We start from the raw sequence: 23789 nt of genomic DNA on the forward strand, positions 1-23789 counted from the left end.
ACCGCCGCGCCCTACCGAGGGCCCCACGCGACATCGGACCGAGGAGGGACGGCACGGGTGGCTTCCGAGCGACGTCGGGCCGGGCGGGGGCAGTTGCGGTCGGGGCGGTGGCGGTCGGGGCGGTTCCCGGAACGGTGGCGCCCGGGCCCTCGGAACGGGGCGGGATCCGTCGACGCGACCGAGCCGTCCCTGCCCCTGCTGGTCCGGTACGGCCACCGCTCCTGGCTGGTGCCCACGGCGCTGCTCGGCGCGGTGGTGGGCGTGGCCGCCGCGACGCCCACCACGTTCTCGTCCGTCAGCTGGCTGGCCCTGGTGCCGGTGGTCGCCGCCGGGCTCTGCGGCCCGCCGCTCACCGCCGTGTTCGCGGGCGTCGCGATCGCCGGGTACCCCGTGCTGGACGGCATCTGGGCCAAGGACCAGGGGATCGAGGACTACCTGCTGGTGATCGCCGGCTCCGTGCTCGCCGTCCCGCTGAGCGTCAACCGCGCCCGGGCCGCCGCCTACGTCCACCGGCTGCAGGGCACCGCCGAGACCACCCGGCAGGTGGTGCTGCGTCCGGTGCCGCCGGGCTGGGGCGGGGTGGACTCGGCGGCGCGCTACCTGGCGGCGGACGTGGAGGCCCGGGTGGGCGGCGACTTCTACGACGTGCTGTCCACCCCGTACGGCGCCCGGGTCATCCTCGGTGACGTCCAGGGCAAGGGACTGCCGGCCGTCTCCACCGCGGCGGCCCTGGTCGGCTGCTTCCGGGAGGCCGCCTACCACCAGGAGGACCTGGCGGCCGTCGCGTCCTGGCTGGAGGAGCGGCTGCACCGGCAGAACCTGCTGTCCGTCCGGCTGGGCGCGCCGGAGGAGCGGTTCACCACGGCCGTCGTGATCTCCTTCCCGCGGACGGCGCCGGGCGAGATCGAGGTGGTCAACTTCGGCCACGACAGCCCGCACGTCCTCGGGCCCGGCGGCGCACGGCAGTTGCCCCCGGGCCACGGCGTGCCGATCGGCCTCGCCCACCTGGCGGGCGGGCTGCCGCCCGTCCTGCGGGTGCCCCTGGCCGCGGACGAGACCGTCCTGATCGTCTCCGACGGGGTGACGGAGGCCCGCGACCGGCACGGCGGGTTCTTCCCGCTCGGCGCCCACCTCGCCGGGCTGGCCGGCGTGCCCGGGGCGGGCGACCCGGACCGCCTGGTGGACGAGGTCGCCGCCGCCGTCACCCGGCACACCGGCGGCCGCCTCGGCGACGACACCGCGCTGCTCGCCGTCCGCCGGCCCGCCGGATCACGGGCGGGAGCGGGCGCATGACCGATGCCGTCGTCGTCGGCTCCGGGCCCAACGGCCTGGCCGCCGCCGTCACGCTCGCCGGGCACGGACTCGCCGTCACGGTGCTGGAGGCCGCCGAGGAGATCGGCGGCGGCACCCGCAGCGGGGAGGCGACCCTGCCCGGCCTGCTGCACGACCACTGCTCGGCCGTCCACCCCTTCGGCGTGGCCTCCCCGCTGCTGCGCTCCCCCGACCTCGCCCGGCACGGACTGCGGTGGGCCTGGCCCGAGGTCGACCTGGCCCACCCGCTGGACGGCGGCGACGCGGCCGTGGCGACGCGCTCCCTCCGGGACTCCGCCCGGGCGCTCGGGCCCGACGCCGACGCCTGGCTGCGGGTGTTCGCCCGGCCGAGCGCGGACTTCGACGCGCTGGCCGAGGACGCCCTGCGCCCGCTGGCGCACCTGCCCCGGCACCCGCTGCCGCTCGCCCGCTTCGGCCTGCGGGCCGTCCGGCCCGCCACCCTGCTCGCCCGGCAGTGGCGCACCGACCGGGCCCGGGCGCTGTTCGCCGGGGCGGCGGCGCACGCCTTCCAGCCGCTGGACCGCCCGCTCACCTCGGCCGTCGGCCTGCTGCTCCTCGCGGCCGCGCACCACCGCGGCTGGCCGGTCGCCCGGGGCGGATCCGGCCGGATCGCCGCCGCCCTCGCGGCCCGGCTCACCGAACTCGGCGGACGCGTCGAGACCGGCCGCGAGGTGCGCTCGCTGGCCGAGCTGCGGCCCTGCCCGCTCGTCCTGCTGGACCTCGCCCCCGGCGCCGCCGCGGACCTCTGCGGCGAGGAGCTGCCCCCGCGCGTCCGGCGCGCCTACCGGCGCTGGCGGTACGGGCCGGCGGCGTTCCGGATGGACTTCGCCGTCCAGGACGGCGTCCCCTGGCGCCACCCGGACTGCCGCCGGGCCGGCACCCTCCACCTCGGCGGCACCCTGGAGGAGATCGCGCACGCCGAACGCGAGGCCGCCCTCGGCCGCCTGCCCGAGCGCCCCTTCGTCCTGGTGGCGCAGCAGTACCTCGCGGACCCCTGCCGCTCGCGCGGCGACGTCCACCCCGTGTACGCCTACGCGCACGTGCCGCACGGCTACGACGGGGACGCCTCCGAGCCGATCCTCGCCCAGCTCGAACGCTTCGCCCCCGGCTTCCGGGAGCGGGTGCTGGCCACCGCCGTCACCCCGGCCCTGCGACTGGCCGGCCGCAACGCCAACCTCGTCGGCGGCGACATCTGCACCGGCGCCAACACCCCGCTGCAGACCGTGCTGCGCCCGCGCGCCGCCCTCGACCCGTACGCCACCGGCATCCCCGGCGTCTACCTGTGCTCGGCCGCCACCCCGCCCGGTGCGGGCGTCCACGGCCTGTGCGGGGTGCACGCGGCCCGCTCCGCCCTGCGGCACCTGGGGATCACGCCGGCGGGCTGAGCGTGGGGCCGCGGCTCAGAGCGGCGGCTGCGGGCGGGTCAGGCCGCGGTCGTAGGCGAAGATCACCGCCTGCACCCGGTCCCGGGCGCCGATCTTCGCCAGGACCCGGCTGACGTGCGTCTTGACGGTCGACTCCGCGAGCACCAGGCGCTGGGCGATCTCGCCGTTGGTCCAGCCCCGGGCGACGGCGACCAGGATCTCCCGCTCCCGTTCGGTCAGGGCCTCCAGCCGGGGGTCGGCGACGGCCTCCGCACCGGGCGGGCGGACCGGCAGCCGGTGGGCGTAGGCGTCGAGCAGGCGCCGGGTGATGGCGGGGGCGACGACGGCGTCCCCCTCGGCGACGGAGCGGATGCCGGAGAGCAGGTCCTCGGGGCGGGCGTCCTTGAGCAGGAAGCCGCTGGCCCCGGCGCGCAGCGCGGCGTGGGCGTACTCGTCGAGGTCGAAGGTGGTCAGCACGAGGATCCGGGAGCGGCCGCCGGAGGCGACGATCCGGCGGGTCGCCTCGATGCCGTCCATGCCGGGCATCCGGATGTCCATCAGCACGACGTCCGGCCGCAGGTCGGCGGTCAGCCGGACGGCCTCCGCCCCGTGGGCGGCCTCTCCGACGACCTCGGTGTCGGGCTGGCTCTCCAGCAGCATGCGGAAGCCGTAGCGCTGCAGTGGCTGGTCGTCCACGATGAGGACGGTGGTCACGTCGGGCCGCCTGTCGGGTCGGGGGTGAGGTCGAGTACGGCCTCCACAGTCCATCCTGCCCCGGGGCCGGGGCCCGCGGTCACGGTGCCCCCGTACAGGGCCGCGCGTTCGCGGATGCCGGTGAGGCCCTGGCCCTCGCCGCCGGGGTGGGCGGGCGGCCGGGCGCCGGGGGGCGGGCCGCTGTCCCGGACGCGGACCCGCAGCCGCCCGGGGCCGGCGCTCAGGGTGACGTGCGCGCGGGTGTCCGGGCCGGCGTGCTTGAGGGTGTTGGTGAGCGACTCCTGGACGATCCGGTAGGCCATCAGCTGCACGCCGCGGTCCAGGCGGTCCAGGTCTCCCGCGGCCGTGTACACCACCTGCGGCCCGGCCGCGCGGAACCGGGCGCACAGCCCGTCGAGGTCGGCGATGCCCGGCTGCGGGGTGAACTCGGCGGCCTCGTCGCCCTGCTCGCGCAGCACGCCGAGCATCCGCCGCAGCTCGCCGAGGGCCTGGCGGCTGGTGTCGCCGATCAGCAGCAGGGCCTCCCGTCCGCGTTCGGGGGCGGCCTGGGCCGCGTACGCGCCGCCGTCGGCGAGGGTGACGATGACGGACAGGTTGTGGCCGATGATGTCGTGCATCTCGCGGGCGACCCGGGTGCGCTCGGTGACCGCGGCCAGTCGGCTGCGCTGGTCCCGTTCGATCTCCAGCCGGGCCGCGCGTTCCCGCAGTCCGGCCAGCTGGGCGCGCCGGATGCGCACCGCGATGCCCAGGGCGACGGCCGCCGTGGCGGCGCTGAACAGGAAGAACAGCGCGTCCCCGACCGGCAGTCCGCCGCCGGACACGGCGGCCGCGACCACCGCGACGGCCCCCACCATGGCCGCGCAGGACCAGGCCAGGTGCCGCAGCCGGCCGTGCAGGGCCAGGCTGTAGAGGGCCACCAGCAGGGCGACGTCGGCGCGCAGGCCGACGTTCATCGACCACTGCAGGACGAACACCGCCATGATCGCGGCGAAGGCCGCCGCGGGCCGGCGCCGCCGCCACAGCAGCGGGAGGACCAGGCCCGCCTGCAGCGCCAGCGTGGCGGGCAGCGGCAGCCGGGTGAGGACGACCCGGTGCTCGCGCGGACCGCCCTCGCCGTGCCCGGGGAGGACGTCGGGCAGGCAGAACAGCAGGACGACGGCGGCGACCACGGCGGCGTCCAGCACCCAGGGGTGGTCGCGGTCCGCCTGCCGGATCCGCTGGCCGAGCCGGGCCAGCCGGGCGAACAGCGGGTGGCCGGACAGCGTCTCGGCGCCGGTGAACGGACCCGTGGCGGTGGTGTGGTCGCTCACCGGTGGCACCTCCCTGGTCGGCCGGGTGCGATCGGCTGCGATCCGGGATCCCCGGTGTATCCCGATCACGTGCGTGCGGCGCCGGTCCGCCCGGCGCCGCACCCCGAGTGTCGCAGGTGTCCCGCCGGGCTCAGGCGTCGGTCCGCGTGAGGCGTACGGCGGCTCCGGCCAGGGCGAGCACCGTCCAGCCGAGGAAGACCAGCAGCCCGGCCGTCGGCGACAGGGTGGTGCTGTCGTGCTGGAGCGCGAACATCGCCTGGCCCGCGTGGCTGGGCAGGTAGGGCGAAATGTGGTCCTGCCAGGAACTGGGCAGCAGGGCGGTCAGCCCGGGGATCAGCATCAGCGTGGCGACCAGGACGGCGATGCCGCCGGCGACCGAGCGCAGCAGCGCGCCGAGCGCGACGCCGATCACGCCGACCAGCGCGAGGTAGAGCCCGGCGCCGAACAGGCCGCGCACCACCCCGGTGTCGGACAGGCTCATCGCCGCACGGGTGTCGGCCAGGATGCGGCTGTCCGCGAGGAAGGTGACGAACGCGCCGGCAGTGCCGAGCACCAGGGCGATCAGGCCGAACACCGCGGCCTTGGACCACAGGACCGGCAGTCGGCGGGGGACGGCGGCCAGCGTGGAGCGGATCATGCCGGTCGAGTACTCGCCGGCGGCGACCAGCACGCCGAGGACGCCGAGCGCCAGCTGGGCGAAGTTGGTGCCGAACAGCGACAGGCTCAGGGTGCTCGCGGCCGCGAAGTCGCGGTCCATCGGACGGCCCTCGGAGAGCCGCGACTTGAACTGGAAGGCGGCGATCAGGCCGAAGCCGATCAGGAACAGCAGGGCCAGGCCCAGGGTGATCCAGCTGGAGCGCAGCGACCACAGCTTGGCCCACTCGGAGCGCAGCACGCGCAGCGCCGTGACCTTGTAGGCGGGACGGTCGGGCCGGGGGCCGGCGGGTGCGGCGGTCGGGCTCGGTGCGGTCACGCTCATGCCGCGCTCCTCGGGGTGTCGGTGCCGTCGGCGGTGATGGTGGTGGTGCCGTGGTACTCGACGGCGTCGCGGGTCAGGTCCATGAACGCCTCCTCCAGGGAGACCGTCCGGGGGGTGAGTTCGAAGACGGCGATGCCCTGCTCGGCGGCGGCGAGGCCGATCTCGCGGGCGCTGCGCCCGGTGACCAGGAGTTCCTCCGAGCCCGCCCGGCCGGTGATCTCGACGCCGGGGCCGGCCAGCGCGGCGCGCAGCCGGGACGGATCGGCGCTGGCGACCTTGACCACGTCGCCGCCGGCCTGGCGGACCAGCTCCTGCACGGTGGTGTCGGCCAGCAGCCGGCCCCGTCCGACCACGATCAGGTGGTCGGCGACCAGGGCCATCTCGCTCATCAGGTGCGAGGAGACGAAGACGGTGCGCCCCTCGGCGGCGAGCCCGGTGAGGAGGTTGCGGATCCACAGGACGCCCTCGGGGTCGAGGCCGTTGACCGGCTCGTCCAGCATCACCGTGGCCGGGTCGCCCAGCAGGGCCGAGGCGATGCCGAGCCGCTGGCCCATGCCGAGCGAGAACGCCCCGGCGCGCTTGCGGGCCACCGACTGCAGTCCGGTCAGCTCGATGACCTCCTCGACGCGGCGGCGCGGGATGCCGTGGGTGTGGGCCTGGACCATCAGGTGGTTGTAGGCGGATCGGCCCGGGTGGATCGACTTGGCCTCCAGCAACGCGCCCACCTCCTGCAGCGGCGCGGCGTGCTCGGCGTAGCGGCGGCCGTTGACCCGGACGGTGCCGCTGGTGGGGGCGTCCAGGCCGACGATCATCCGCATCGTGGTGGACTTGCCCGCGCCGTTGGGGCCGAGGAAGCCCGTCACCGTGCCCGGCCGGACCGTGAAGTCCAGCCGGTCCACGGCGGTCTTCTCGCCGTACCGCTTGGTCAGCTGGTGCGCCTCGATCATCGGTCATCCCTGTGGTCCGGGGCCCGGGCCGTCCCGGCCGCCCTCGACCTCCACGCTAGGGGCGGGTGCGGCCCGATCCGTGGTACCGGGGGCCGATCATCGACGCGTCCGTAGTACCGCGGTACCACGCGGCGCTGCGACGGCGGGCCGGGCGGTGGCCTCGGAGGCCGTGGCGCGGCGGCCGGCGGGCGGTCAGCCGGGCTTCGGTGCGGCGCCCCAGGCGGGTACCGGCCCGCAGGGTGATCGACATCAGGTCGCTCGGCGCGTCGAGTTCCAGGCGGTGCCGGCGGCCGCCGGCTGATCTTCGCGCGCGTTCTCCCTTGATCCACTGTCCTGGAAGGTCCTGGAAAGTCCTGGAAAGTCCTGGAAGGCTGTGCAACCGCAGGCCGGGCCTGCGGGAGGTGCGGTGGTACGGCGCTGGCGCCGCGGCGTGCTTCCCGTCGGCGGTCCCGGGCCCGCGCCCAGGGAAACGCATCGGCCGAAGGGCCGGCGAGCGGAGTCCAGCGATCGTGCAGACCGGCTCCACGGGCCGTCCGGCCGTCCGGCCGACCGCTCGGGGATTCCCGAGAGGTACCGGCCTGACCGGCGGCGGTCCGTCGCCGCCCGGGTGGTGAGGGCCCGTCAGTTCCGGGCGGGATCCGCCTCCGTGACCAGACCGGTGATCGTCGCGGTCAGGATGCGGGCCAGGCGGGGTTCGACCTCGACCACGGCGTGGCCGAGGCGGGGGTCGCTGCGGTAGAGGGCGGCGACCTCCGCGCCCGGGTTGGCGATCTGCCACAGTGCACCGGCCAGCGAGACGGCGGTGGCGATCAGGTCGATCACGCCCTCGTCACTCAGCGTGGGCAGCTGCTCCCGGACGGCCTCGGCGATCGGCTCGCGGGCGGCGAGCGTGGCGAGCTTGAAGTCGCGCACCGCGTCGAGCGAGACATGGCGTTCGAGGTTGAGCGGGGCGTGGGCGAGCAGGTCGCAGAACAGCCCGCGGGCGGCGAGGGTGCCGGCGAAGGCCCGCGCCACCGCGGCCGGGCCCGGGTCCGGGGCGCCCCGCAGCCGCTCGGCCAGCGCGCCCGACCACTCCTGCCAGCCCTCCGCGGTCAGCCGCAGGAAGATCTCCTCGCGCGTCTCGAAGTAGCGCAGCAGCGCCGACTTGTGCATCCCGACGGCGGCGGCGATGTCGGTCAGGGAGACGTCCCTGATGCCGCGCTCCCGGCCGAGCGCCCGGGCCGCCTCCAGGATCGAGGCCTCGCGCTGCCGCTTGGCCTCGGGCGAGCGAGCCCGCCGGAACTCCGCTGCTGCTTCCACCCGGCCATCGTAGAGCAACGCCGTTGCGGTATTAACACAACAGCGTTGCGCTAATAACGCAACAGTGTTTTACTAACGGCATGGAACAGACGTGGTTCATCACCGGCAGCTCCCGCGGCTTCGGCCGCACCCTCGTCCGCGCCGCCCTGGAGGCCGGCGACCGGGTCGCCGCGACCGCCCGACGGCCCGAGCAACTCATCGACTTCGTCGAGGAGTTCGGCGACCGGGTCCGCCCGATCGCACTCGACGTCACCGACCCGGCGGCCGCCCGCGCCGCCCTCGCCGAGGCGCAGGCCCACTTCGGCCGGATCGACGTGCTGGTGAACAACGCCGGCTACGCCAACGTCTCGCCCATCGAGACCACCGAGGACGCCGACTTCCGCGCCCAGTTCGAGACCAACTTCTGGGGCGTCTACAACGTCACCAAGGCCGCGCTCCCCCTGCTGCGCGAGCAGAGGGGCGGCCTCGTCATGCAGTTCTCCTCGATGGGCGGGCGGGTCGGCGGCTCGCCGGGCATCGCCTCCTACCAGGCGGCCAAGTTCGCCATCGACGGGTTCAGCCGCGTCCTGCGGGCCGAGACCGCCCCCTTCGGGGTGAAGGTGCTGGTCGTCGAGCCCAGCGGCTTCCGCACCGACTGGGCCGGGTCCTCGATGACCGTCCAGGACGTCCCGGAGGCGTACGAGGAGACGGTCGGCGCCGTCCACCGGCGGCTGCGGCAGAACAGCGAGGGCGCCGGCACGGCCGGTGACCCCGTCCGCGCCGCCGAGATCCTGGTCCGGATGGCCAAGCGGCAGGACATCCCGCACCACCTGCCGCTCGGCGTCAACGCGGCCGAGGGCTCCATCGCGATGGACCGCCGGCTGCTGGCGGAGGACACCAAGTGGCGCGAGGTCTCCCGCTCGGCCGACTTCGCCGAGGCCTACCCCGTGCCCTTCCCGCCGGACACTGCGGAGGGCACGGGCTGAACGCCCCCGTCCCCGCCCGACGCCCGGGATCCGGTGGAATTCGCCGGGCCCTCCCCTGGTTAACCCCCGGTCACCCCGATAATGCGGGGCGGTGTCCACCGCCGTACCGCAGACTCGTTGCGAGCACTTACAGACCGGAGGATGGTTTTCATGGTTGACCGGCCGTTGACGCTGATGGCGGTGCACGCCCACCCCGACGACGAGGCCAGCGGAACCGGGGGTGTCCTGGCGCGGTACGCGGCCGAGGGCATCCGTACGGTCCTCGTGACGTGTACCGACGGCGGTTGCGGTGACGGGCCCGGGGGTGTCAAGCCCGGCGACCCGGGGCACGACCCGGCGGCCGTCGCCGCGATGCGCCGGCAGGAACTCGAAGCCAGCTGCGAGGTGCTGAAGGTCAGTCACCTGGAACTGCTGGAGTACGCCGACTCCGGGATGATGGGCTGGCCGACCAACGAAGCGCCCGGCTCCTTCTGGCAGACGCCCGTCGAGGAGGCCGCCGCCCGGCTCGCCGAACTGATGCGCCACTACCGGCCCGACGTGGTCGTCACCTACGACGAGAACGGGTTCTACGGCCACCCCGACCACATCCAGGCGCACCGCATCACCATGGCCGCGCTGACGATGACCGACCTGGCGCCCAAGGTCTACTGGACGACCGCGCCGCACTCGATGGTGCGGAAGTTCGGGGAGGTCATGCGCGAGTTCGGCGAGGACTTCGAGGAGGCGGAGCCGGCCGAGGCCGACGACGACCTGCCCGGGATCGGCCTGCCCGACGACGAGATCTCCACCTGGGTGGACACCACCCAGTTCAGCGACCAGAAGTTCGACGCCCTGGCCGCGCACGCCAGCCAGGGGGAGAACATCTTCTTCCTGCGGATGGGCAAGGAGCGGTTCACCGACCTGTGGGGCGTGGAGACCTTCGTCCGGGTCCAGGACTCCACCGGTGCGGCACTGCCCGAGACCGACCTCTTCGCCGGACTGCGCTGACCCCCGGTGCTCCCCCACGGCCCGCCGGCCTCGATGCGGAGGACCCGTGCCGAGGATGCGAGCACTGGGAGGAGCGCGTCCACCGGTCCTGACCCCTGCGGCACCGGAGCCCTCCCCGGCTCCGGTGCCCGCTCCGCTCCCGGGGCCTGTCGCTGTCGGAGCCGCTTGCTACCGTGGTGATGTCAGGACATATCGGGGGGCACCATGACGGACTTTCACGTCAAACCGGCCGACATGCTGCTGTCGTCCGCCGGATTCACCGACCTGCAGAACTCCGCCGCCCAGATCTACCGGAGCCTGGTGTTCGCCACCGACGGCACCGCCGGCATGGCGGGCGACGACGAGGCGGGCAAGAAGTTCGCGGCCGCCTACGACCCGGCGGCGCAGAAGCTCGTGGACGCGATGGCCCAGGTCGTCGGCCAGCTCGGCGGCACCGCCAACGGCCTCTACACGATGGCGATCAGCTACCTCACGACCGAGGCCGACATCGCCGCCTCCCTGATGGCCCCGCAGAAGCTCCCGGAGTCGGCCTCCCCGCAGTGCGACGAGGAGGTCGCGAAGGCCAAACTCCGCTCCGCGGCCGGCCACAACGACGCCGGGGCCGTCCACGACCTGCTCAAGAAGTTCTGGCCGCAGGGCGATCCGGGCAAGCTCCGGCAGGCGGCCGCCGACTGGAAGAACTTCGCGCAACTCGTCAGCAGGCTCGGCGCCGAGGGCGACAAGCGGGTGCTGCGCGTCACCGCCTCCAGCACCTCCAGCGCCGTCACCTCCTTCGCGCAGAACTGGGCGAAGGTGCACGACGGCTGCGCCACCGAGGGCCCGCTGCTGAACAGCATCACCAACGCCGCGTACAAGCTCGGCCAGGCCTGCGAGTCGTACGCCCAGCACGTCGAGGATCTGCGCGACAAGCTGGAGGACCTCGCCATCGCGGCCGGCATCGTCGCCGGGGCGGGCATCCTGCTGACCGTGTTCACGCTCGGCGGGTCCGACGTGGCGGCCGCCGGCGGCGAGGCGGCGATCGCCGCCGAGGCCGGCACCGCGGCGGCCGCCATGACCGCCGCCGTCGAGGGCAGCGCCGAACTCGCCGTGCTGGCCGAGGCGGCCGCGGTGGTGGACACCGCCGCGGCGAGCCTGATCCCGGTCGGCACCGCCGCGACGGTCGCGGCGGCCACTACCGCCGTCGTCCTGGCCGGCGCGACCGACGCCGCCGCGGCGCCCGGGCCCACGCCCCCGCCGTTCACCGTCACCCCCGGCATGCCGCCGCTGCCCCGCGACCCGAACAGCCCCTTCCCGGCGCTGTCCCCGCAGGACCAGGCCGCCGTCCGGGCCTGGATGACGCAGATGGAGCAGGACGGCCGGACGTTCCCGGCGCTGGGCCCCTCCGCCAAGGGCGACCCCAAGATCGACGCGCGCCGGGGCTACCAGGTCCGCGTCGCCGGGTCGACGGAGTACCGGCTGTACACCACGGTGACGGACCCGGAGACCGGCCGCGAGCTGGGCATGGACGCCGACGGCGTCCGCCCCGAGGACGGCGCGGCGATCGACGCCAAGTACATCGGCCAGCAGAAGAGCTGCAAGTCCCCGTTCCGGCTGGACAACGCGGACGGCGTCTTCGACTTCGTGTACGAGAACACGATGGACGGCGAGGCGAAGAAGCTGGAGAAGTACGCCTCGGCGCTGAACGACCCGCGCAACAAGGTCAACCACCTGGAGCTGATCACCAACGACGGCAAGGCCAGCGCCTACTTCCAGGCGCTGATGACCGCCAAGGGCGTCACCGGCAACGTCCGCGTCGTACCGTGACGGTGACGGTTGCCGCAACCCGTCCCCGACCGCACCACCGAGAGAAGCGAGAACACCCGTGGGAGCCACCTTCTACGTCAGCGCCGACCGCGAGCAGGCCGGACCGTGGACCTTCACCGGCGAACAGCTGAAGGACTGCGTCCGCCGCCACTGGCCGGACGCCACGGTGAGCGGCGCCTTCGAGAACTTCCTGGAGATCCACGCCGAGGTCGAGCCCGGCCGGTGGGCGGAGGTCTCGTACAACCTGCGGCACGGCGCCTTCTCCTTCGAGGACCGGGCACCGCACTCCGCACCGCTCACCGTCATCTACCAGGTGCTGCACGAACTCGCGCCCACCGTCCCGGTGGTGTGGTGGGTCGACTACGACGCCGAGCTTGAAGCCCTCGACCTGGCCGGAGGCCGGGAGGCGTTCATCGACAGCTTCCCGGTGTAGGACGTACCGGCGGGTGGCGTGGGAGGGGGCCGGCGGGCGGCGTGGGAGGGGTCCGGTTCCCACGCCAACCCCTTCGCCCGGGTCCACCGATCCGCCGGTCAGCCGGTCCACCGGTCCGCGGGTCCGCCGGTCCGCCGATCCGCCGGTCAGCTGGGTCCGCCGGTCAGCTGAGTTCGCGCTTGAGGATCTTCCCGGTGGCCGTCATCGGCAGCGCATCGACGATCTCCACGATGCGCGGGTACTTGTGGCCGGCCATCTCCTCCCGGCCCCAGGCCACCAGTTCGTCCGGCGTGGCCTCGGCGCCGGGGTTCAGGATGACGAACGCCTTGACCTCCTCGCCGTGGCTCTCGTGCGGCACCCCGACGACCGCGGCCAGGCTGACCGCGGGGTGCGTCATCAGCACCTCCTCGACCTCGCGCGGGTACACGTTGAAGCCACCGCGGATGATCATGTCCTTGGCGCGGTCGACGATGTAGTAGAACCCGTCCCCGTCGCGGCGGGCGAGGTCCCCGGTGCGGAACCAGCCGTCCCTGATCGCGGCGGCCGTGGCCTCCGGCCGGTTGTAGTAGCCCTTCATGACGACGTGGCCCTTGACGGCGATCTCGCCGACGGCGCCGGGCTCGGTCACCTCCGACCAGTCCTCGTCGATCAGCTTCACCTCGACGCCCCAGATCGGCACGCCGATCGAACCGGGGCGCGGCTCGCGGCCGGGGTCGGAGAAGGTCACCACCGGCGAGGTCTCGGAGAGGCCGTAGCCCTCCAGGATCCGGATGTGCAGCCGTTCCTCCAGCCTGCCGAGGAGTTCCACGGGCAGCGGGGCGCCGCCGGACACCCCGATCCGCAGGTTGCGGGCGATCCGGTCCACGTCGACCCCCTCGGTGAGCGCGCCCTGCAGGGCCCACCACATGGTCGGGACACCGGCGAAGAAGGTGATCTCCTCGGTGTCCATCAGTCGCACCACCTCCTCCGCGTCGAAGCGCGGCACCAGGTGGAGGGTCGCCGCCGTGGAGAATCCGGTGTGCATCTGGACGGTGGCACCGAAGGTGTGGAACAGCGGCAGACAGAGCACGTGGCTGTCGGTGCCCGGCGTGCTCCGGAACATCCGGTTGCACGCCATCACGTTCATCACCGTGTTCACGTGGGACAGTTCGGCGCCCTTCGGCTGGCCGGTGGTGCCCGAGGTGTACAGGATGATCGCGGTGTCGGTCGCCTCGGTGGCCACCGGGTCGAAGACCGGCGCCTGGCCGGCGAGCGCCGAACCCAGGGTCTCCGCCCCCTCGATCGACGCGGGCGCGGCCGGGTCGGCGGTGATCAGGAAGAAGTCCTCGCAGCACTTCACCTCGTCGAAGGCCTTCCGCCCCTCCTCCCCGAGGGGCAGGGCCGGCGTCCCCTCGAAGCAGAAGTACGCCCGCACCTCGGCGTCGCGCAGGTGGTAGGCCACCTCGCGCGCCTTCAGCAGAATGTTGAGCGGGACGACGACCCCGCCGGCCTTGAGGATCCCGTAGTAGACGATCGGGAACTGCGGCAGGTTCGGACAGCTCAGCGCCACCCGGTCGCCGGGCCGTATCCCGCGCTCCACGAGCAGATTGGCCACCTGGTTCGCGGCGGCGTCCACCTGGGCGTAGGTGAGCCGCGTCGAACCCAGGACCAGCGCGTCGCGGTCCGGGAACGTACGGGCGGAATCCTCCAGCAGGACCGACAGGTTCAGCATGGGCGCCTTCCGATGACGGGGTCCGGGCCGGGCCGAGGGGCCGGCACCGCGACATCATCGTCCCCGCAGCGGACCACGGCTAGGTCCTGGCCCGGGATTCTCCCGCACGCCGTCGATCGGCGCGGTCGCCATGGTGCGCCGCCGTCACCGCGCACCCGAAGCCCGGGCGACGACGGCCGACACCGATGGCGGTCTCGGCGCCTCGGTTGAACGGGCGAGCCCTGGAGGACGTGCCCGGACCGCCGCTTCCGTGGCCGGGCGACCGCCGTCGACACCCCGCGGAGCTGCGACTATCGTGAAAACACCGGGACAGGGACACCCGAATGCGCTCCTCGCGTGGTCGGAGCGAACCCAGGAGGCGGCGACATGAACCGCCTGCACGCGCTGTGGTGCCTGCGCAGGATGAATGCCGCTCGGACGTCCGCGGAATCGGACGCGGCAGCGGACCGGGCCGCGGTCGACAGGGCCGCCGCCGGCTCGATCGCCGCACGGGAGCGCGCGAGGAAGGCCGCGCAGGCGGCCGAGCAGGAGCGGGTAAAGCTGGCCTACAAAGTGGCCATGGACCTGTTCACCGCCCAGGACCGCACGGTCGGAAACCTTCGGACGCGGGCGACCGGGATCTTCGCGACCGCGGCCTTCGTGGTCACCTTCTCGTCATCCGTCCACCTGGTCGGGAGCCGCGGCTCGAACGAGTTCCCGCTCTGGGCGGCCGTCTCCCTGCTCTGCGTCGTCCTGGTGCAGGGGTGCTTCGTCATGATGGTGCTCTGGCCGAGGACCTTCCGCTTCGGTCACAGCGTGCTCCGGGTGTTGGACCCGCGGCCGGGTGGGGCGGACGCCTCCCCCGTGGACCGGGAGCTGGTGCTGCAGCTGGTGGACACGCTGCAGGAGAACAAGGCACAGATCACGAGGCTGGCCAGGTACTACCAGTGCGCCGTCCTTCTGCTGCTGGCCGAGGTCTCCCTCGTCCTCGCGGCGGTGATCTCCCAGCTGTGACTGTTCGTGATCGGAGCGGGACATGCCAGGTCAACCGGGGAACGGGGACGAACACGAGTGGCCCACGGTCGTCTACCGGGGAGAAGCACAGGGCCGGCGGATCCTGCGCGTGAACCTGCCCGAGGGCGCCGACGCGGCGGTGGTCGGCAGGATCCTGACCCGGCACGGCATCGGCTACCTGAACCTCGCGGACGTTCCCGCTGAGGGGCCGACGGCCGCGCAGGTGGAGCTGATCGGCGGCGACGACGACGTGGCGGACCGGGCCGTGGTCGCCCTGCGCGCGGACCTCGCGGGCGGCGGGGGCACCGCCGGCTGACGAAAGGACGCCGCGGCGGGCGGAGGAGCGGAGGAGGAGGGGCGGAGGACGAGTGAGGGAGCGCGACGGTCGGGAGCGCCGGATGGCTGCCCCTGCAGGACCAGCCGGACGACGGGGCACCCGGCCAGGGGTGGGGGCGGGGATCAGCCCCAGATCATGTCGTCGGGGGACACGGAGGAGACGGCCGCGACGGCGGTCTGCGGCGCCTGGGCGGCGGTGGGGACGGCCTGGGCAGCGGTGGGGACGAGAATCAGGGCGGCGACCGCGGTGGCCAGGGCGATGACGGTGCGGGTCATAGCGGTGCTGAGCATGACGGTGTCCTCTCGGATGTGCAGCGGTGGTGGGTACCCGGTGGCCGCGTCCCGCGGTGACGCCTCCTCCGGCTTGCCGTCCGGGTGGTTCCCCCGTCCGACGACCACCAGCTTCGTCGCAGGTCAGGGCCGACGGAAGGGTTCTCCGGTGGACGGAAACGTCCCTGGACGGTTCCGGTCACCAAGGCCGGAAGAAGACAGCAGACCCTCGTAGAAGGGTGCGACCAGGGGGACGGCGGCCCGCAGCAGGGTCCAGCCCGCGAGCCACGGTGCCGCCGTCAGTGCCCACGAGCAGAACACGGCCGCCCTCGCCTCAGCCTCGGCGAGCGAGCCGGCGAGGAGGAAGACGCCGAGCACCGGGTGGGGAACGGCGTCCGCGTGCAGGACGACGTGCTCGATCCGGTCCTCGGCCCGCACCAAAGCCAGCAGGAGCTCGCCGGTGTCCGGAGGGAGCGACCGAGTCGGCGCGGGCGGCTGCAGAACGGCGTGCACCAGGTACATGGGGCCAAGGGTGCCGAAGCGGGCAATCCGATGGGAAGGGTCGGAAGTTGGACGGTTCAGGCCTTGTCCGGAACCGTCCACGGCGGCCTTGGCCCGCTGTTCCACGCATGGAATGATCGCTCCGCAGGCCCGATCACCACAGGGGGAGTGGAGATGCTGACGACACTGGGGCTGGACAGCGCCTCGGAATCGGTCTACCGAGCCATGCTCGCCTACCCGGACGACGGCGTCGCCGCCCTCGCCGCCCGCCTCGCACTGGGCGAGCAGCAGGTCAGGCAGGCCCTGAGCACCCTCAGCGAGCTGGCCCTGCTGCGTTCCTCGGCGGAGCGCCCCGGCGAACTGTGCGCGGTCTCCCCGGAGGTCGGGATGGAACTCCTGATGGCCCGCCAGCAGGCCGAACTCGCCGCCGCCCAAGCCCGCATCGAAGCCTCCCGCGCGGCCGCCGCCCAGCTCATCGCCGACTACGCCGACCTGCGGCCGACCGCGAGCACACCCGACGTCGAGCAGCTCGTCGGCCTGGACCAGATACGCGACCGGCTCGCCCGTCTCACCCAGGAAGTGCGGGAGGAGGTGATGACCTTCGCACCCGAGGGCGGGCAGAAACCCGAGAACATCGAGGCCGCCAAACCGCTCAACCTCGCCCTGCTGCAGCGCGGCGTGCGGATGCGCACGGTCTACCTCGACAGCGTCCGCAACAGCCCGCACACCGTCGAGTACGTCAACTGGCTCGCTTCCCAGGGCGGCCAGGTCCGCACCGTCCCCTCGCTGCCGACCCGGATGATCGTGGCCGACCGTTCCACCGCCGTCATCCCGGTGCGCAGTGACGACACCGCCGCCGGCGCCGTCGTCCTCACCGGCCAGGGGACGCTGACCGCGCTGTGCGCGCTGTTCGAGACCGTGTGGGCCGGTGCCCAGCCACTGGGCGCCGCGGCCCGGAGCGACGAACACGGACTCACTGCCCAGGAGCGGGCCACCCTCGCCCTGCTCGCCGACGGTCACACCGACGACGCCATCGCCAAGCGCCTCGGCGTCTCGCCTCGTACCGCCCGCCGCACGGCGGGCGAGCTGATGGAGCGTCTGGGCGCACGGAGTCGCTTCCAGGCCGGCGCGTGCGCCGCCAAGGCGGGCTGGCTGCCGTAGCCGCCCCGGCCCCCGTCTCGTGCCGTCACATCCCGTGGGGGCAGGGTGGATCTGCCCGGCGACGGGCCGCCCTGGCCGCTAGCGGCCGGGGCCGGTTCCGTTCAGGGCCGGACCCTTCAGACGAGCCGCGCCGGTGAGTTGACTGGAGTGCATCAGCCCCGGGGAAGCAGCCCGGGGCCACGCCTCAAGGGGGAACTCTCATGCAGCTCAAGGCCGTCCGTCGCCCTCTCGGTACCGCCACAGCAACCGCGCTCGCCGCGTCGGCGCTGACGCTGATGGGGGCGGCGCCCGCGTCCGCCGCCACCGGGCAGGACGTGGCCGGCCTCGCCGCCGCCAACCTGGGCAAGCACTACTGCGACGCCAACAGCGCCGGCGGCACCGGCTTCCGCTCCAGCTGCACCAAGGAAGCCTGGTGCGCCGACTTCGCCGCGTGGGTGTGGCAGACCGCGGGCCTGCCGGTCGGCGGCCTCGCCCCGGCGGCGGGCAGCTTCTACCTGTACGGGCAGAGCAACAACACCCTGCACACGTCGGCGTCCTACCGTCCGCAGGTCGGCGACGCCATGGTGTTCAACTACGCGGGCAACGGCTACGCCGACCACGTCGGCCTGGTGACGCAGGTGAACGCGGACGGCACGATCCAGGTCATCAACGGCAACTTCGGGCTCGACGACACCACCTCCACCGTCCAGTACTCGCGCGGCTTCGGCGCGGTGGGCAGCCAGATCGCCGGGCAGACCATCAGCGCGTTCGTCACGCCCGTCGGGATCACCGGCGGCCAGGCCGGCACCCAGCAGCCCGCCCCGGCGCCCCCGCAGCGCATCGCCGCGCTCGGCGTCGACGGCACGGCCAGCGTCAAGGAGGGGAACCCGTACGCGAGCTGGGTGCCGCAGACCGGCGGTGCCAGCGACGTGCGGGTCACCGGCACCCGCATCGGCGTCGTGCAGAACGGCGTGCTGTCGGTCAAGGACGGCGACCTGTACGCGGGCTGGATCACCGAGTACGGCGGCGGCGTCGCCAGGGCCGAGCTGTCCGGCACCCGGATCGGCGTCCTGACCACGGACGGCACCCTGGTGGTCAAGGACGGCAACCTGTGGGCCCCCTGGACGGTTCAGGACCACGGCGTCAAGGACTTCCGCCTCTCCGGCAGCCGAATCGCCTCGCTGCACACCGACGGCACCCTCGCCGTCAAGGACGGCGACCTCAACGCGCCCTGGGTGAACGAGACCAACGGCGTGGACCAGGTGGAGCTGGCCGGCACCCGGATCGGCGTCCGCCAGGCCGGCACGGTCAGCGTCAAGGAAGGCGACCTGTCCGCGAGCTGGGTCGCCGAGGACAGCGGGGTGACCGACTTCCGGCTCACCCCCACCCGGATCGGCGTCCTCAAGGCGGGCGGACAGTTGAACGTCAAGGACGGCAACCTGTGGGCCCCCTGGGTGAACGAGACTACCGGCGTGGACCAGCTGGAGCTGACGCCCACCCGGATCGGCGTCCGCCAGGGCGGCACGGTCAGCGTCAAGGACGGCGACCTGTACGGGAGCTGGGTCGGCCAGATCAACAACACGGTCACTTTCAAGCTCGCCTGAACCCCCGGCGAACACCCGCCGCCCCCGCCCGGGGCGGCTGCCCCTGCCCCGGACACTGTGGGCGCGGCCGGCCGGACGGCCGACCGGCCCCGGTACGGAACGTCGGTCTTCGAGCCAGGCCTCGGAGAGCGACGTTTGCCGGTGCTGGGGAGGCGGGGGTGGGGGTGCGGAGAAGCGTGGCGATCGAGATGGACGCCACACAGCTCGGCAGCCCGCTTCCCGGCCTCTGCGACAGCCAGCGGAGACATCCAGGCCGTCGCCCGGAACAGCCCGGCCAGGCACGGCCGCCCGGCCGCGCAGGGCTCGGATCCGTTCGGGATCGATGACGGACGGGGTCGTAGCCCCTGGCGCAGTCACGGCCACTGCTGTCGCAGGGGTTCTCCTGCGGACTTACCGGCTCAAAGGGTGACAGCCCCGTCACCCTCACCCGAAGTTCTGGATCACCACGCTGCAGGCCAAGCCGCACATCACGCTCACGGCGGAGGCGACGAAGCGCCAAGGCGCACACCGCGTCCGGTGCGGCAGCACCCAGGCGACCACGATGAGCACGACCTGGACGCCCAGCAGGCCGTGGGCGACGCCGTACTGCGGGCCCCAGTCCCGCCCGCAGGCACCCCGCGGCATGCACTGGTCGACCGTGACCGCACGCACCAGTGCGCAGTAGCCGTAGAGGATCTGACCGAGCGGCAGCAGAACCGTCGCGACGAGCGGGAACTTCCAGGCGCCGCGGTCATGCGACCGCGACGCCGATACGGAGGGCTGGTTGTCCATGCCCCGATCCCACCGCGTCGATCGGCACGGCACATCGGCGCAGCTACTCAACCGGTACGGACCGGATACCCAGGCTCCCCCGGCCACCCGGCGCAGCGCAGCTTTCCCAGTCCCGTAAGCCAGCCACCCAGCTCGCTCCCATCCGATGGCGCGGGCACGCGGCCTGCCAGGTCTCCTCACCAGTGCGCACGAAACCGATTCAGTTGCAGTGAACGGGAATTCCGCCGTGCACAGGCGAGAGCAGGCCGAGCAGGCCCGGCGCTCACGGCCCCCGGGGGGCCATCGGGGACGCCCGACGGCGGCGGCCCCGTGGTCGAGGTGCCGGATCGTCAGCGCCGACCCGCCCGTCGTCGATCAGCACTGCGACGTACCGGGGCCGCTCCCGGCGCCGGTGCCCGGTGCGGGCCGTGTGCGTCGTCGCGCCGAAGGCCCGGCGACCGTCCCAACGACGAGCGAGGGTTCGTCCGACGCCCCACCCTCACACCCGTGGGGTCGCGGCGGCTCCCGGAGCCACGCGCACGCCGCCATCACCTCCGCCCGGTGCCGGGACTCCGTGCCCGAGACAGCCGTCTCGACCTGCCGGGTACGCTCCGCCTCCCGTCGCACAGCCTCGAGATAGCGCAGCCAGCGGTGCACCACCGCCGCGATCACCACCGGGGCCGTCACGGCTGCCCCCCGGACGCCCACCATTCCGCTCACCGCATCGAACACCATCGCGCCGCTCTCCCCACCGCTCGCCGGACTGATGCGACAAACCCTCCACCCGCGGCGGGATTTCCCTCTAGCGTGGGGAAACTCTGCGGAAACCCCTGGAAATGGAAAGCGGCTGATGGCGAACGGACGGCCCAGGAAGACCGAACACCGGGAGAGGCCCGAACTGGCCGACCTCGCCGAGTGGTTCCATTCGGCGCTGCGGGCCGCCGGACACCCCAGCGTCAACGCCTTCCTCCAAGCCCCCCGCCCGCCCCGCGCCCCGGTGCCTCCCGACAAGAACACCGTCTACGACATCGCCGGCGCCCGCCGCCTGTGCCGACGGCAGGCCGTCGAGCAGCTCGCCATGGCGCTCGGCGACCCCCCGGAGGCCGTCACCGCCCTGTGGAAGCGCGCCGATCGGCAGTCGAGGCGGGCGGAGCGCGCCCGACGCCACGCGACGCGGGCGGCGGACGCCAGGGAGATGGACTGGTCCGACATCCCCGTGCCCGACCCGTGGCTGGAGGACCTGCTGCGCAGCCAGGCCGCAGCCGCCGAGCAGTTCCCCTACGACCTGCTCGGCGTTGTCAAGCCGCCACTGTCCGACATCTTCGTGGAACAGGACGTCCAGCCCCTCTCGCAGAGCACCGAGCAGGACAACGCGAGGCGGCCCCGTCCGCCGGCGTCGACCCTCGCCGAGGCCCTGTCGACGCACGACCACCTCTTCGTCACGGGCGGCCCGGGCACCGGCAAGACCACCCTCGGCCGCCACCTCGTGCGCCAGGTGGCCAGGTACTGGCTGTGCGAAGACGAGGACGACGGGACGCTCCCCTGGTACCCGAGCGCCGTGGTCGCCGTCCGTATCGCCTCCGCGGACCTCCACCTTCCGCAGGCTTGGTACCGGCAGTTGAGCGAGGCGGTGAACCGCAGCGGCACCCAGATCGAGCCCCTGCAGCCCGACCGGTTCGCGAGCCGGCCGCACGGGGCGCGGTGGCTCGTCGTCGTGGACGGCCTGGACGAGGTGTCCTCGCCGGCCATCCGCCACAACGCCCTGAGGAGGCTCGCCGAGCAGATGCCCCTCGGCGGGCACTTCCGGTTCGTCATCACCTCCCGCCCCCTCCCCCAGGACGAGCTCGACCCGTTCAAGGACCTGCCGGGCATCGGCTTCTACACCCTCAAGGGATTCGACGCCGACCAGCAACTCGCCTTCGCCGAACGCTGGTTCCGCGCCCAGGGCGCGGACGACGCCGCCGCGCGCGCCCGGCAGTTCCTTGACGAGGTCGCCGAGGCCGGGCTGCAGGAGGTGCTCCGAGTACCGCTGCTGGCGACCATCGCGGCCGCCTTCCGCAGCCGCAACCCGCGTGCCCCGCTCCCCCGCGGCCGGGTCGACCTGTACGAGGCGTTCCTGGAACAGCTCAGGACCGCGAGGGAGGGGAACCGGGAGGTCAGGAAGCGGTTCGTCGAACGCTGGGAGCAACGGGATCTGGGCCGCATGGCCTCATGGCTGCTGGAGCACCGCGACCGGCTGGTCACCCACCTGGCGTGGGCACGGCTCAAGGGGCTGCCGGAGACGTCCCTGATCGACGAGGCCCGGACGTGGCTGGCGTCGCGGCTGCCTCCGGGCATGCGCTGGCCGGAGGGAGCCGACGGCGAGCTCGGGCAGTTCCTGGCGCAGAGCGGGGTGCTCTCCTTCGACGGCGCCGAGTTGTCCTTCCTCCACCAGTCGTTCGCCGAGTTCCTCGCCGCCCGGGAGGAAGCCGCCGGAATCGCCTCCGACTTCCCCGGCCTCGGCCCCTGGTTCGCGAGCGCCACCAGCGCCAGCGCGCGCAACCGCATGCTGTTCACCTGCGCGCTGTGGGCCCGGCGGCCCGGCAACGACGTCGGCCTGGTGGTCCGCCACCTGCTGGCCGGCGATCTGCAGCACCGGGTCATGGCGCTGCGCCTGGTCACGGCGGGGGTGCCCCTCGGCGAGGCGTTGGAGCAGTCGGTGATCGAGCGTGTCACGGACTTCGCCGGTGTCGAGAGTCCGCAGTACTCCACGTCCGACTCCGAGGTCCTCGCCGAGCTGTCCCAGCTGCGTGGAAACCGCCGGCTCGCCGCCCGTCTGCGCACCATCGCGGCGACGGACGGCCTCCCGGCATCCCTGCGCACTGGGGCCGCCGCGGCACTCGCGAACGTCGCCTCGCTGCGCGAAGGAGTCGCCGCCCTCAAGGACATGGCCTTGACCGGGAAGCCGGAGAACGTGCTCCTGTCCTGTCGCCAACTGGCCTCACTGGACCCGTCGGGTGCGCCGTTCCGCACCCAGGCCCTGAGGCGTCTGCTCACCGATCCCCGCGCCTCCCTATGGCACCGTCTGTCCGCCGGGGACCTGCTCGTGGAAAACGGCTGCACCGAGGGCCTCGCGGACCTCGCCCGGTCCGTCCTGACCGCCCCCGAGCACAACGACCAGCGTCTGGAGACGGCGGGAGAACTCTGGTTCGCCGTCGACGGGACGGACGCCGCCGAGGAGGTCGCCCGGATCATCGGCGCCAGGGAGGACTCCCAGATCTGGTCGGCGCGAGGCCTGATCCTGACCCTTCTCCGGTTCGGACGCACCGAGGAAGCGGCGCCGCTCACCCGGCGCCTGCTCGACGAATCGTTCAGCGACGACGACATCAGCGACGTCGTGACGGCGTGGATCGAGACAGAGGGCGCGGCCGGCGCCGACCGCATCGTCGAGTTCATGCGGGACGTGTCCGCGTGGAACGCGGACGAGCGCCCGAGCGTCGCCCTCGACCTGCTGCGAGAAGGATTCAGCGAGCACGCGCTCGAACTGGTCCGGATGAGCCTCGGATCGTCGCCGCGGTCGAGGCACAGCCTCCACCTGGAACTCATGGCCCTCGTCCGAGGCCTCGGCCCGGACGCGGCGGACGAGGTACGGCAATGGCTGGAGAAGCTGAACGCCGGACCCAAGGACCACGCGAGCGCCCTGGGACTGCTGATCGAAGCCGGCGCGACGCCCGCCGCCCTCCAGCCACTCGCCCGCCACGTGCTCCACCATCCCGGCAGCACCACCACGGCATTCGCCCGCGCCGCTCGCGTCGTGCTGCGCCACGACGGCGACGTGTCCGCCTGCGAGGAGGTCCTGGACGCCCTGGACAGCCGACCGTACGGCGGGGCGGCGCTGCGCGCGGAGCTCCTGCCCGTCCTGGTCGAACACGGCCAGGACGCGGCCGTCATGGAGCTGGGACGCCGCCTGCTCGACGACCCCGGGCTGACCGGGCCGGAGCTCCAGGCCGTCGTCCGCTCCTGGGTGGCCGTCGCGGGCGCCGGAGGCGCACGGGAGGTCCTCGCCCGCGTCTCGGCTTCCCTCAGCACGATCGACCAGGTCGCCACGCTGGCCTCCCTCCTGACGGATGAAGGCCTCTCCGAGGAGGCCGTCCCCCTGTGGTGCCGTATCTGCACGACGCCCGGCATCGCCGACGAGACCCGGTGGCGGGCACTGCAGTCGCTGATCGCCGCAGGGGCCCACGACGCGGCCGACCGGGCACTGCGTCAGGCCCTGATCGCCCCCTCCGGTCCGGCGGAAGCACTCGTCCTGCGACGCCTCCATGCCTGGCTGACCGCCGCGGGATGACCGGATGCCCGGGGCCTTCGTGCC

The 23789-nt window shown here is 73.4% G+C and carries 20 protein-coding genes; 11 read left to right on the plus strand and 9 right to left on the minus strand.

Going from position 1 to position 23789, the window contains the following annotated elements; genetic code table 11:
• Positions 1-57: 57 nt before the first annotated feature.
• Positions 58-1293, plus strand: a complete 1236-nt coding sequence (locus ACZ6Y7_RS11405) for a PP2C family protein-serine/threonine phosphatase (RefSeq protein ID WP_465757651.1) — start codon at positions 58-60, stop codon at positions 1291-1293.
• On the plus strand, positions 1290-2717 hold the full coding sequence (locus ACZ6Y7_RS11410; RefSeq protein ID WP_465757652.1) for a phytoene desaturase family protein: 1428 nt from the start codon (positions 1290-1292) through the stop codon (positions 2715-2717). Before ACZ6Y7_RS11405 ends, ACZ6Y7_RS11410 begins: the two co-directional genes overlap by 4 nt.
• Positions 2718-2732: 15 nt before the next feature.
• Here the strand turns inward: ACZ6Y7_RS11410 and ACZ6Y7_RS11415 are convergent, their stop codons facing one another.
• The 5 genes from ACZ6Y7_RS11415 to ACZ6Y7_RS11435 all read right to left on the minus strand — a co-directional run bounded on the left by ACZ6Y7_RS11415 (position 2733) and on the right by ACZ6Y7_RS11435 (position 7945).
• Positions 2733-3410: a response regulator gene (locus ACZ6Y7_RS11415; RefSeq protein WP_465757653.1), complete on the minus strand. Its 678-nt coding sequence runs from the start codon at positions 3408-3410 to the stop codon at positions 2733-2735.
• Positions 3407-4720 carry a sensor histidine kinase gene (locus ACZ6Y7_RS11420; RefSeq protein WP_465757654.1) on the minus strand — a complete coding sequence of 438 codons (1314 nt, stop codon included), beginning with the start codon at positions 4718-4720 and terminating at the stop codon, positions 3407-3409. Before ACZ6Y7_RS11420 ends, ACZ6Y7_RS11415 begins: the two co-directional genes overlap by 4 nt.
• 130 nt (positions 4721-4850) lie before the next feature.
• Positions 4851-5699: an ABC transporter permease gene (locus ACZ6Y7_RS11425; protein ID WP_465757655.1), complete on the minus strand. Its 849-nt coding sequence runs from the start codon at positions 5697-5699 to the stop codon at positions 4851-4853.
• The gene (locus tag ACZ6Y7_RS11430) at positions 5696-6646 is read right to left on the minus strand and encodes an ABC transporter ATP-binding protein (protein WP_465757656.1); all 951 of its coding nucleotides are present in this window, start codon (positions 6644-6646) and stop codon (positions 5696-5698) included. Before ACZ6Y7_RS11430 ends, ACZ6Y7_RS11425 begins: the two co-directional genes overlap by 4 nt.
• Before the next feature lie 621 nt (positions 6647-7267).
• Positions 7268-7945, minus strand: a complete 678-nt coding sequence (locus ACZ6Y7_RS11435) for a TetR/AcrR family transcriptional regulator (RefSeq protein WP_465757657.1) — start codon at positions 7943-7945, stop codon at positions 7268-7270.
• An 80-nt stretch (positions 7946-8025) separates the two neighbouring features.
• On the opposite strand from ACZ6Y7_RS11435, the gene ACZ6Y7_RS11440 reads away from it, so the two are divergent.
• The 4 genes from ACZ6Y7_RS11440 to ACZ6Y7_RS11455 all read left to right on the plus strand — a co-directional run bounded on the left by ACZ6Y7_RS11440 (position 8026) and on the right by ACZ6Y7_RS11455 (position 12133).
• On the plus strand, positions 8026-8910 hold the full coding sequence (locus ACZ6Y7_RS11440; RefSeq protein WP_465757658.1) for an SDR family NAD(P)-dependent oxidoreductase: 885 nt from the start codon (positions 8026-8028) through the stop codon (positions 8908-8910).
• A 150-nt stretch (positions 8911-9060) separates the two neighbouring features.
• Positions 9061-9897: a PIG-L family deacetylase gene (locus ACZ6Y7_RS11445; protein WP_465758019.1), complete on the plus strand. Its 837-nt coding sequence runs from the start codon at positions 9061-9063 to the stop codon at positions 9895-9897.
• Between the two features lie 204 nt (positions 9898-10101).
• Entirely contained in the window at positions 10102-11700 is a 1599-nt protein-coding gene (locus ACZ6Y7_RS11450) for a restriction endonuclease fold toxin-2 domain-containing protein (protein ID WP_465757659.1), read from the plus strand.
• Between the two features lie 58 nt (positions 11701-11758).
• Positions 11759-12133, plus strand: a complete 375-nt coding sequence (locus ACZ6Y7_RS11455; protein ID WP_465757660.1) for a hypothetical protein — start codon at positions 11759-11761, stop codon at positions 12131-12133.
• A 163-nt stretch (positions 12134-12296) separates the two neighbouring features.
• Here the strand turns inward: ACZ6Y7_RS11455 and ACZ6Y7_RS11460 are convergent, their stop codons facing one another.
• Positions 12297-13844 (minus strand): long-chain-fatty-acid--CoA ligase, encoded by a 1548-nt coding sequence (locus ACZ6Y7_RS11460; RefSeq protein ID WP_465757661.1) that lies wholly within the window; start codon positions 13842-13844, stop codon positions 12297-12299.
• Between the two features lie 366 nt (positions 13845-14210).
• Between ACZ6Y7_RS11460 and ACZ6Y7_RS11465 the strand changes: the two genes are divergently transcribed.
• Entirely contained in the window at positions 14211-14837 is a 627-nt protein-coding gene (locus ACZ6Y7_RS11465; protein ID WP_465757662.1) for a hypothetical protein, read from the plus strand.
• Between the two features lie 22 nt (positions 14838-14859).
• A complete protein-coding gene (locus ACZ6Y7_RS11470) occupies positions 14860-15153 on the plus strand; it encodes a hypothetical protein (protein WP_465757663.1) in 294 nt (97 codons plus the stop codon).
• Between the two features lie 143 nt (positions 15154-15296).
• On the opposite strand, the gene ACZ6Y7_RS11475 is transcribed toward ACZ6Y7_RS11470, so the two are convergent.
• Together ACZ6Y7_RS11475 and ACZ6Y7_RS11480 are read right to left on the minus strand one after the other, a co-directional pair.
• The gene (locus tag ACZ6Y7_RS11475) at positions 15297-15464 is read right to left on the minus strand and encodes a hypothetical protein (RefSeq protein ID WP_465757664.1); all 168 of its coding nucleotides are present in this window, start codon (positions 15462-15464) and stop codon (positions 15297-15299) included.
• Between the two features lie 123 nt (positions 15465-15587).
• Positions 15588-16070 (minus strand): hypothetical protein, encoded by a 483-nt coding sequence (locus tag ACZ6Y7_RS11480; protein WP_465757665.1) that lies wholly within the window; start codon positions 16068-16070, stop codon positions 15588-15590.
• Positions 16071-16118: 48 nt separating this feature from the next.
• Between ACZ6Y7_RS11480 and ACZ6Y7_RS11485 the strand changes: the two genes are divergently transcribed.
• Positions 16119-17105, plus strand: a complete 987-nt coding sequence (locus tag ACZ6Y7_RS11485) for a LuxR C-terminal-related transcriptional regulator (protein ID WP_465757666.1) — start codon at positions 16119-16121, stop codon at positions 17103-17105.
• Positions 17106-17305: 200 nt separating this feature from the next.
• The gene (locus ACZ6Y7_RS11490; protein WP_465757667.1) at positions 17306-18688 is read left to right on the plus strand and encodes a CHAP domain-containing protein; all 1383 of its coding nucleotides are present in this window, start codon (positions 17306-17308) and stop codon (positions 18686-18688) included.
• A 423-nt stretch (positions 18689-19111) separates the two neighbouring features.
• Here the strand turns inward: ACZ6Y7_RS11490 and ACZ6Y7_RS11495 are convergent, their stop codons facing one another.
• Entirely contained in the window at positions 19112-19459 is a 348-nt protein-coding gene (locus tag ACZ6Y7_RS11495; protein WP_465757668.1) for a hypothetical protein, read from the minus strand.
• 829 nt (positions 19460-20288) lie between these two features.
• Between ACZ6Y7_RS11495 and ACZ6Y7_RS11500 the strand changes: the two genes are divergently transcribed.
• Complete coding sequence (locus ACZ6Y7_RS11500; protein ID WP_465757669.1) at positions 20289-23765, plus strand: NACHT domain-containing protein; 3477 nt, start codon at positions 20289-20291, stop codon at positions 23763-23765.
• Positions 23766-23789: the final 24 nt, after the last annotated feature.

The organism is Kitasatospora sp. NPDC053308, from assembly GCF_055585785.1.

Excerpts from the sequence above, each read along its gene's own strand:
- ACZ6Y7_RS11410 (WP_465757652.1), top strand. The coding sequence starts at position 1,290 with ATGACCGATGCCGTCGTCGTCGGCTCCGGGCCCAACGGCCTGGCCGCC.
- ACZ6Y7_RS11425 (WP_465757655.1), bottom strand. The coding sequence starts at position 5,699 with ATGAGCGTGACCGCACCGAGCCCGACCGCCGCACCCGCCGGCCCCCGG.
- ACZ6Y7_RS11430 (WP_465757656.1), bottom strand. The coding sequence starts at position 6,646 with ATGATCGAGGCGCACCAGCTGACCAAGCGGTACGGCGAGAAGACCGCC.
- ACZ6Y7_RS11440 (WP_465757658.1), top strand. The coding sequence starts at position 8,026 with ATGGAACAGACGTGGTTCATCACCGGCAGCTCCCGCGGCTTCGGCCGC.
- ACZ6Y7_RS11445 (WP_465758019.1), top strand. The coding sequence starts at position 9,061 with ATGGTTGACCGGCCGTTGACGCTGATGGCGGTGCACGCCCACCCCGAC.
- ACZ6Y7_RS11450 (WP_465757659.1), top strand. The coding sequence starts at position 10,102 with ATGACGGACTTTCACGTCAAACCGGCCGACATGCTGCTGTCGTCCGCC.
- ACZ6Y7_RS11460 (WP_465757661.1), bottom strand. The coding sequence starts at position 13,844 with ATGCTGAACCTGTCGGTCCTGCTGGAGGATTCCGCCCGTACGTTCCCG.
- ACZ6Y7_RS11465 (WP_465757662.1), top strand. The coding sequence starts at position 14,211 with ATGAACCGCCTGCACGCGCTGTGGTGCCTGCGCAGGATGAATGCCGCT.
- ACZ6Y7_RS11470 (WP_465757663.1), top strand. The coding sequence starts at position 14,860 with ATGCCAGGTCAACCGGGGAACGGGGACGAACACGAGTGGCCCACGGTC.
- ACZ6Y7_RS11475 (WP_465757664.1), bottom strand. The coding sequence starts at position 15,464 with ATGCTCAGCACCGCTATGACCCGCACCGTCATCGCCCTGGCCACCGCG.
- ACZ6Y7_RS11485 (WP_465757666.1), top strand. The coding sequence starts at position 16,119 with ATGCTGACGACACTGGGGCTGGACAGCGCCTCGGAATCGGTCTACCGA.
- ACZ6Y7_RS11490 (WP_465757667.1), top strand. The coding sequence starts at position 17,306 with ATGCAGCTCAAGGCCGTCCGTCGCCCTCTCGGTACCGCCACAGCAACC.
- ACZ6Y7_RS11495 (WP_465757668.1), bottom strand. The coding sequence starts at position 19,459 with ATGGACAACCAGCCCTCCGTATCGGCGTCGCGGTCGCATGACCGCGGC.
- ACZ6Y7_RS11500 (WP_465757669.1), top strand. The coding sequence starts at position 20,289 with ATGGCGAACGGACGGCCCAGGAAGACCGAACACCGGGAGAGGCCCGAA.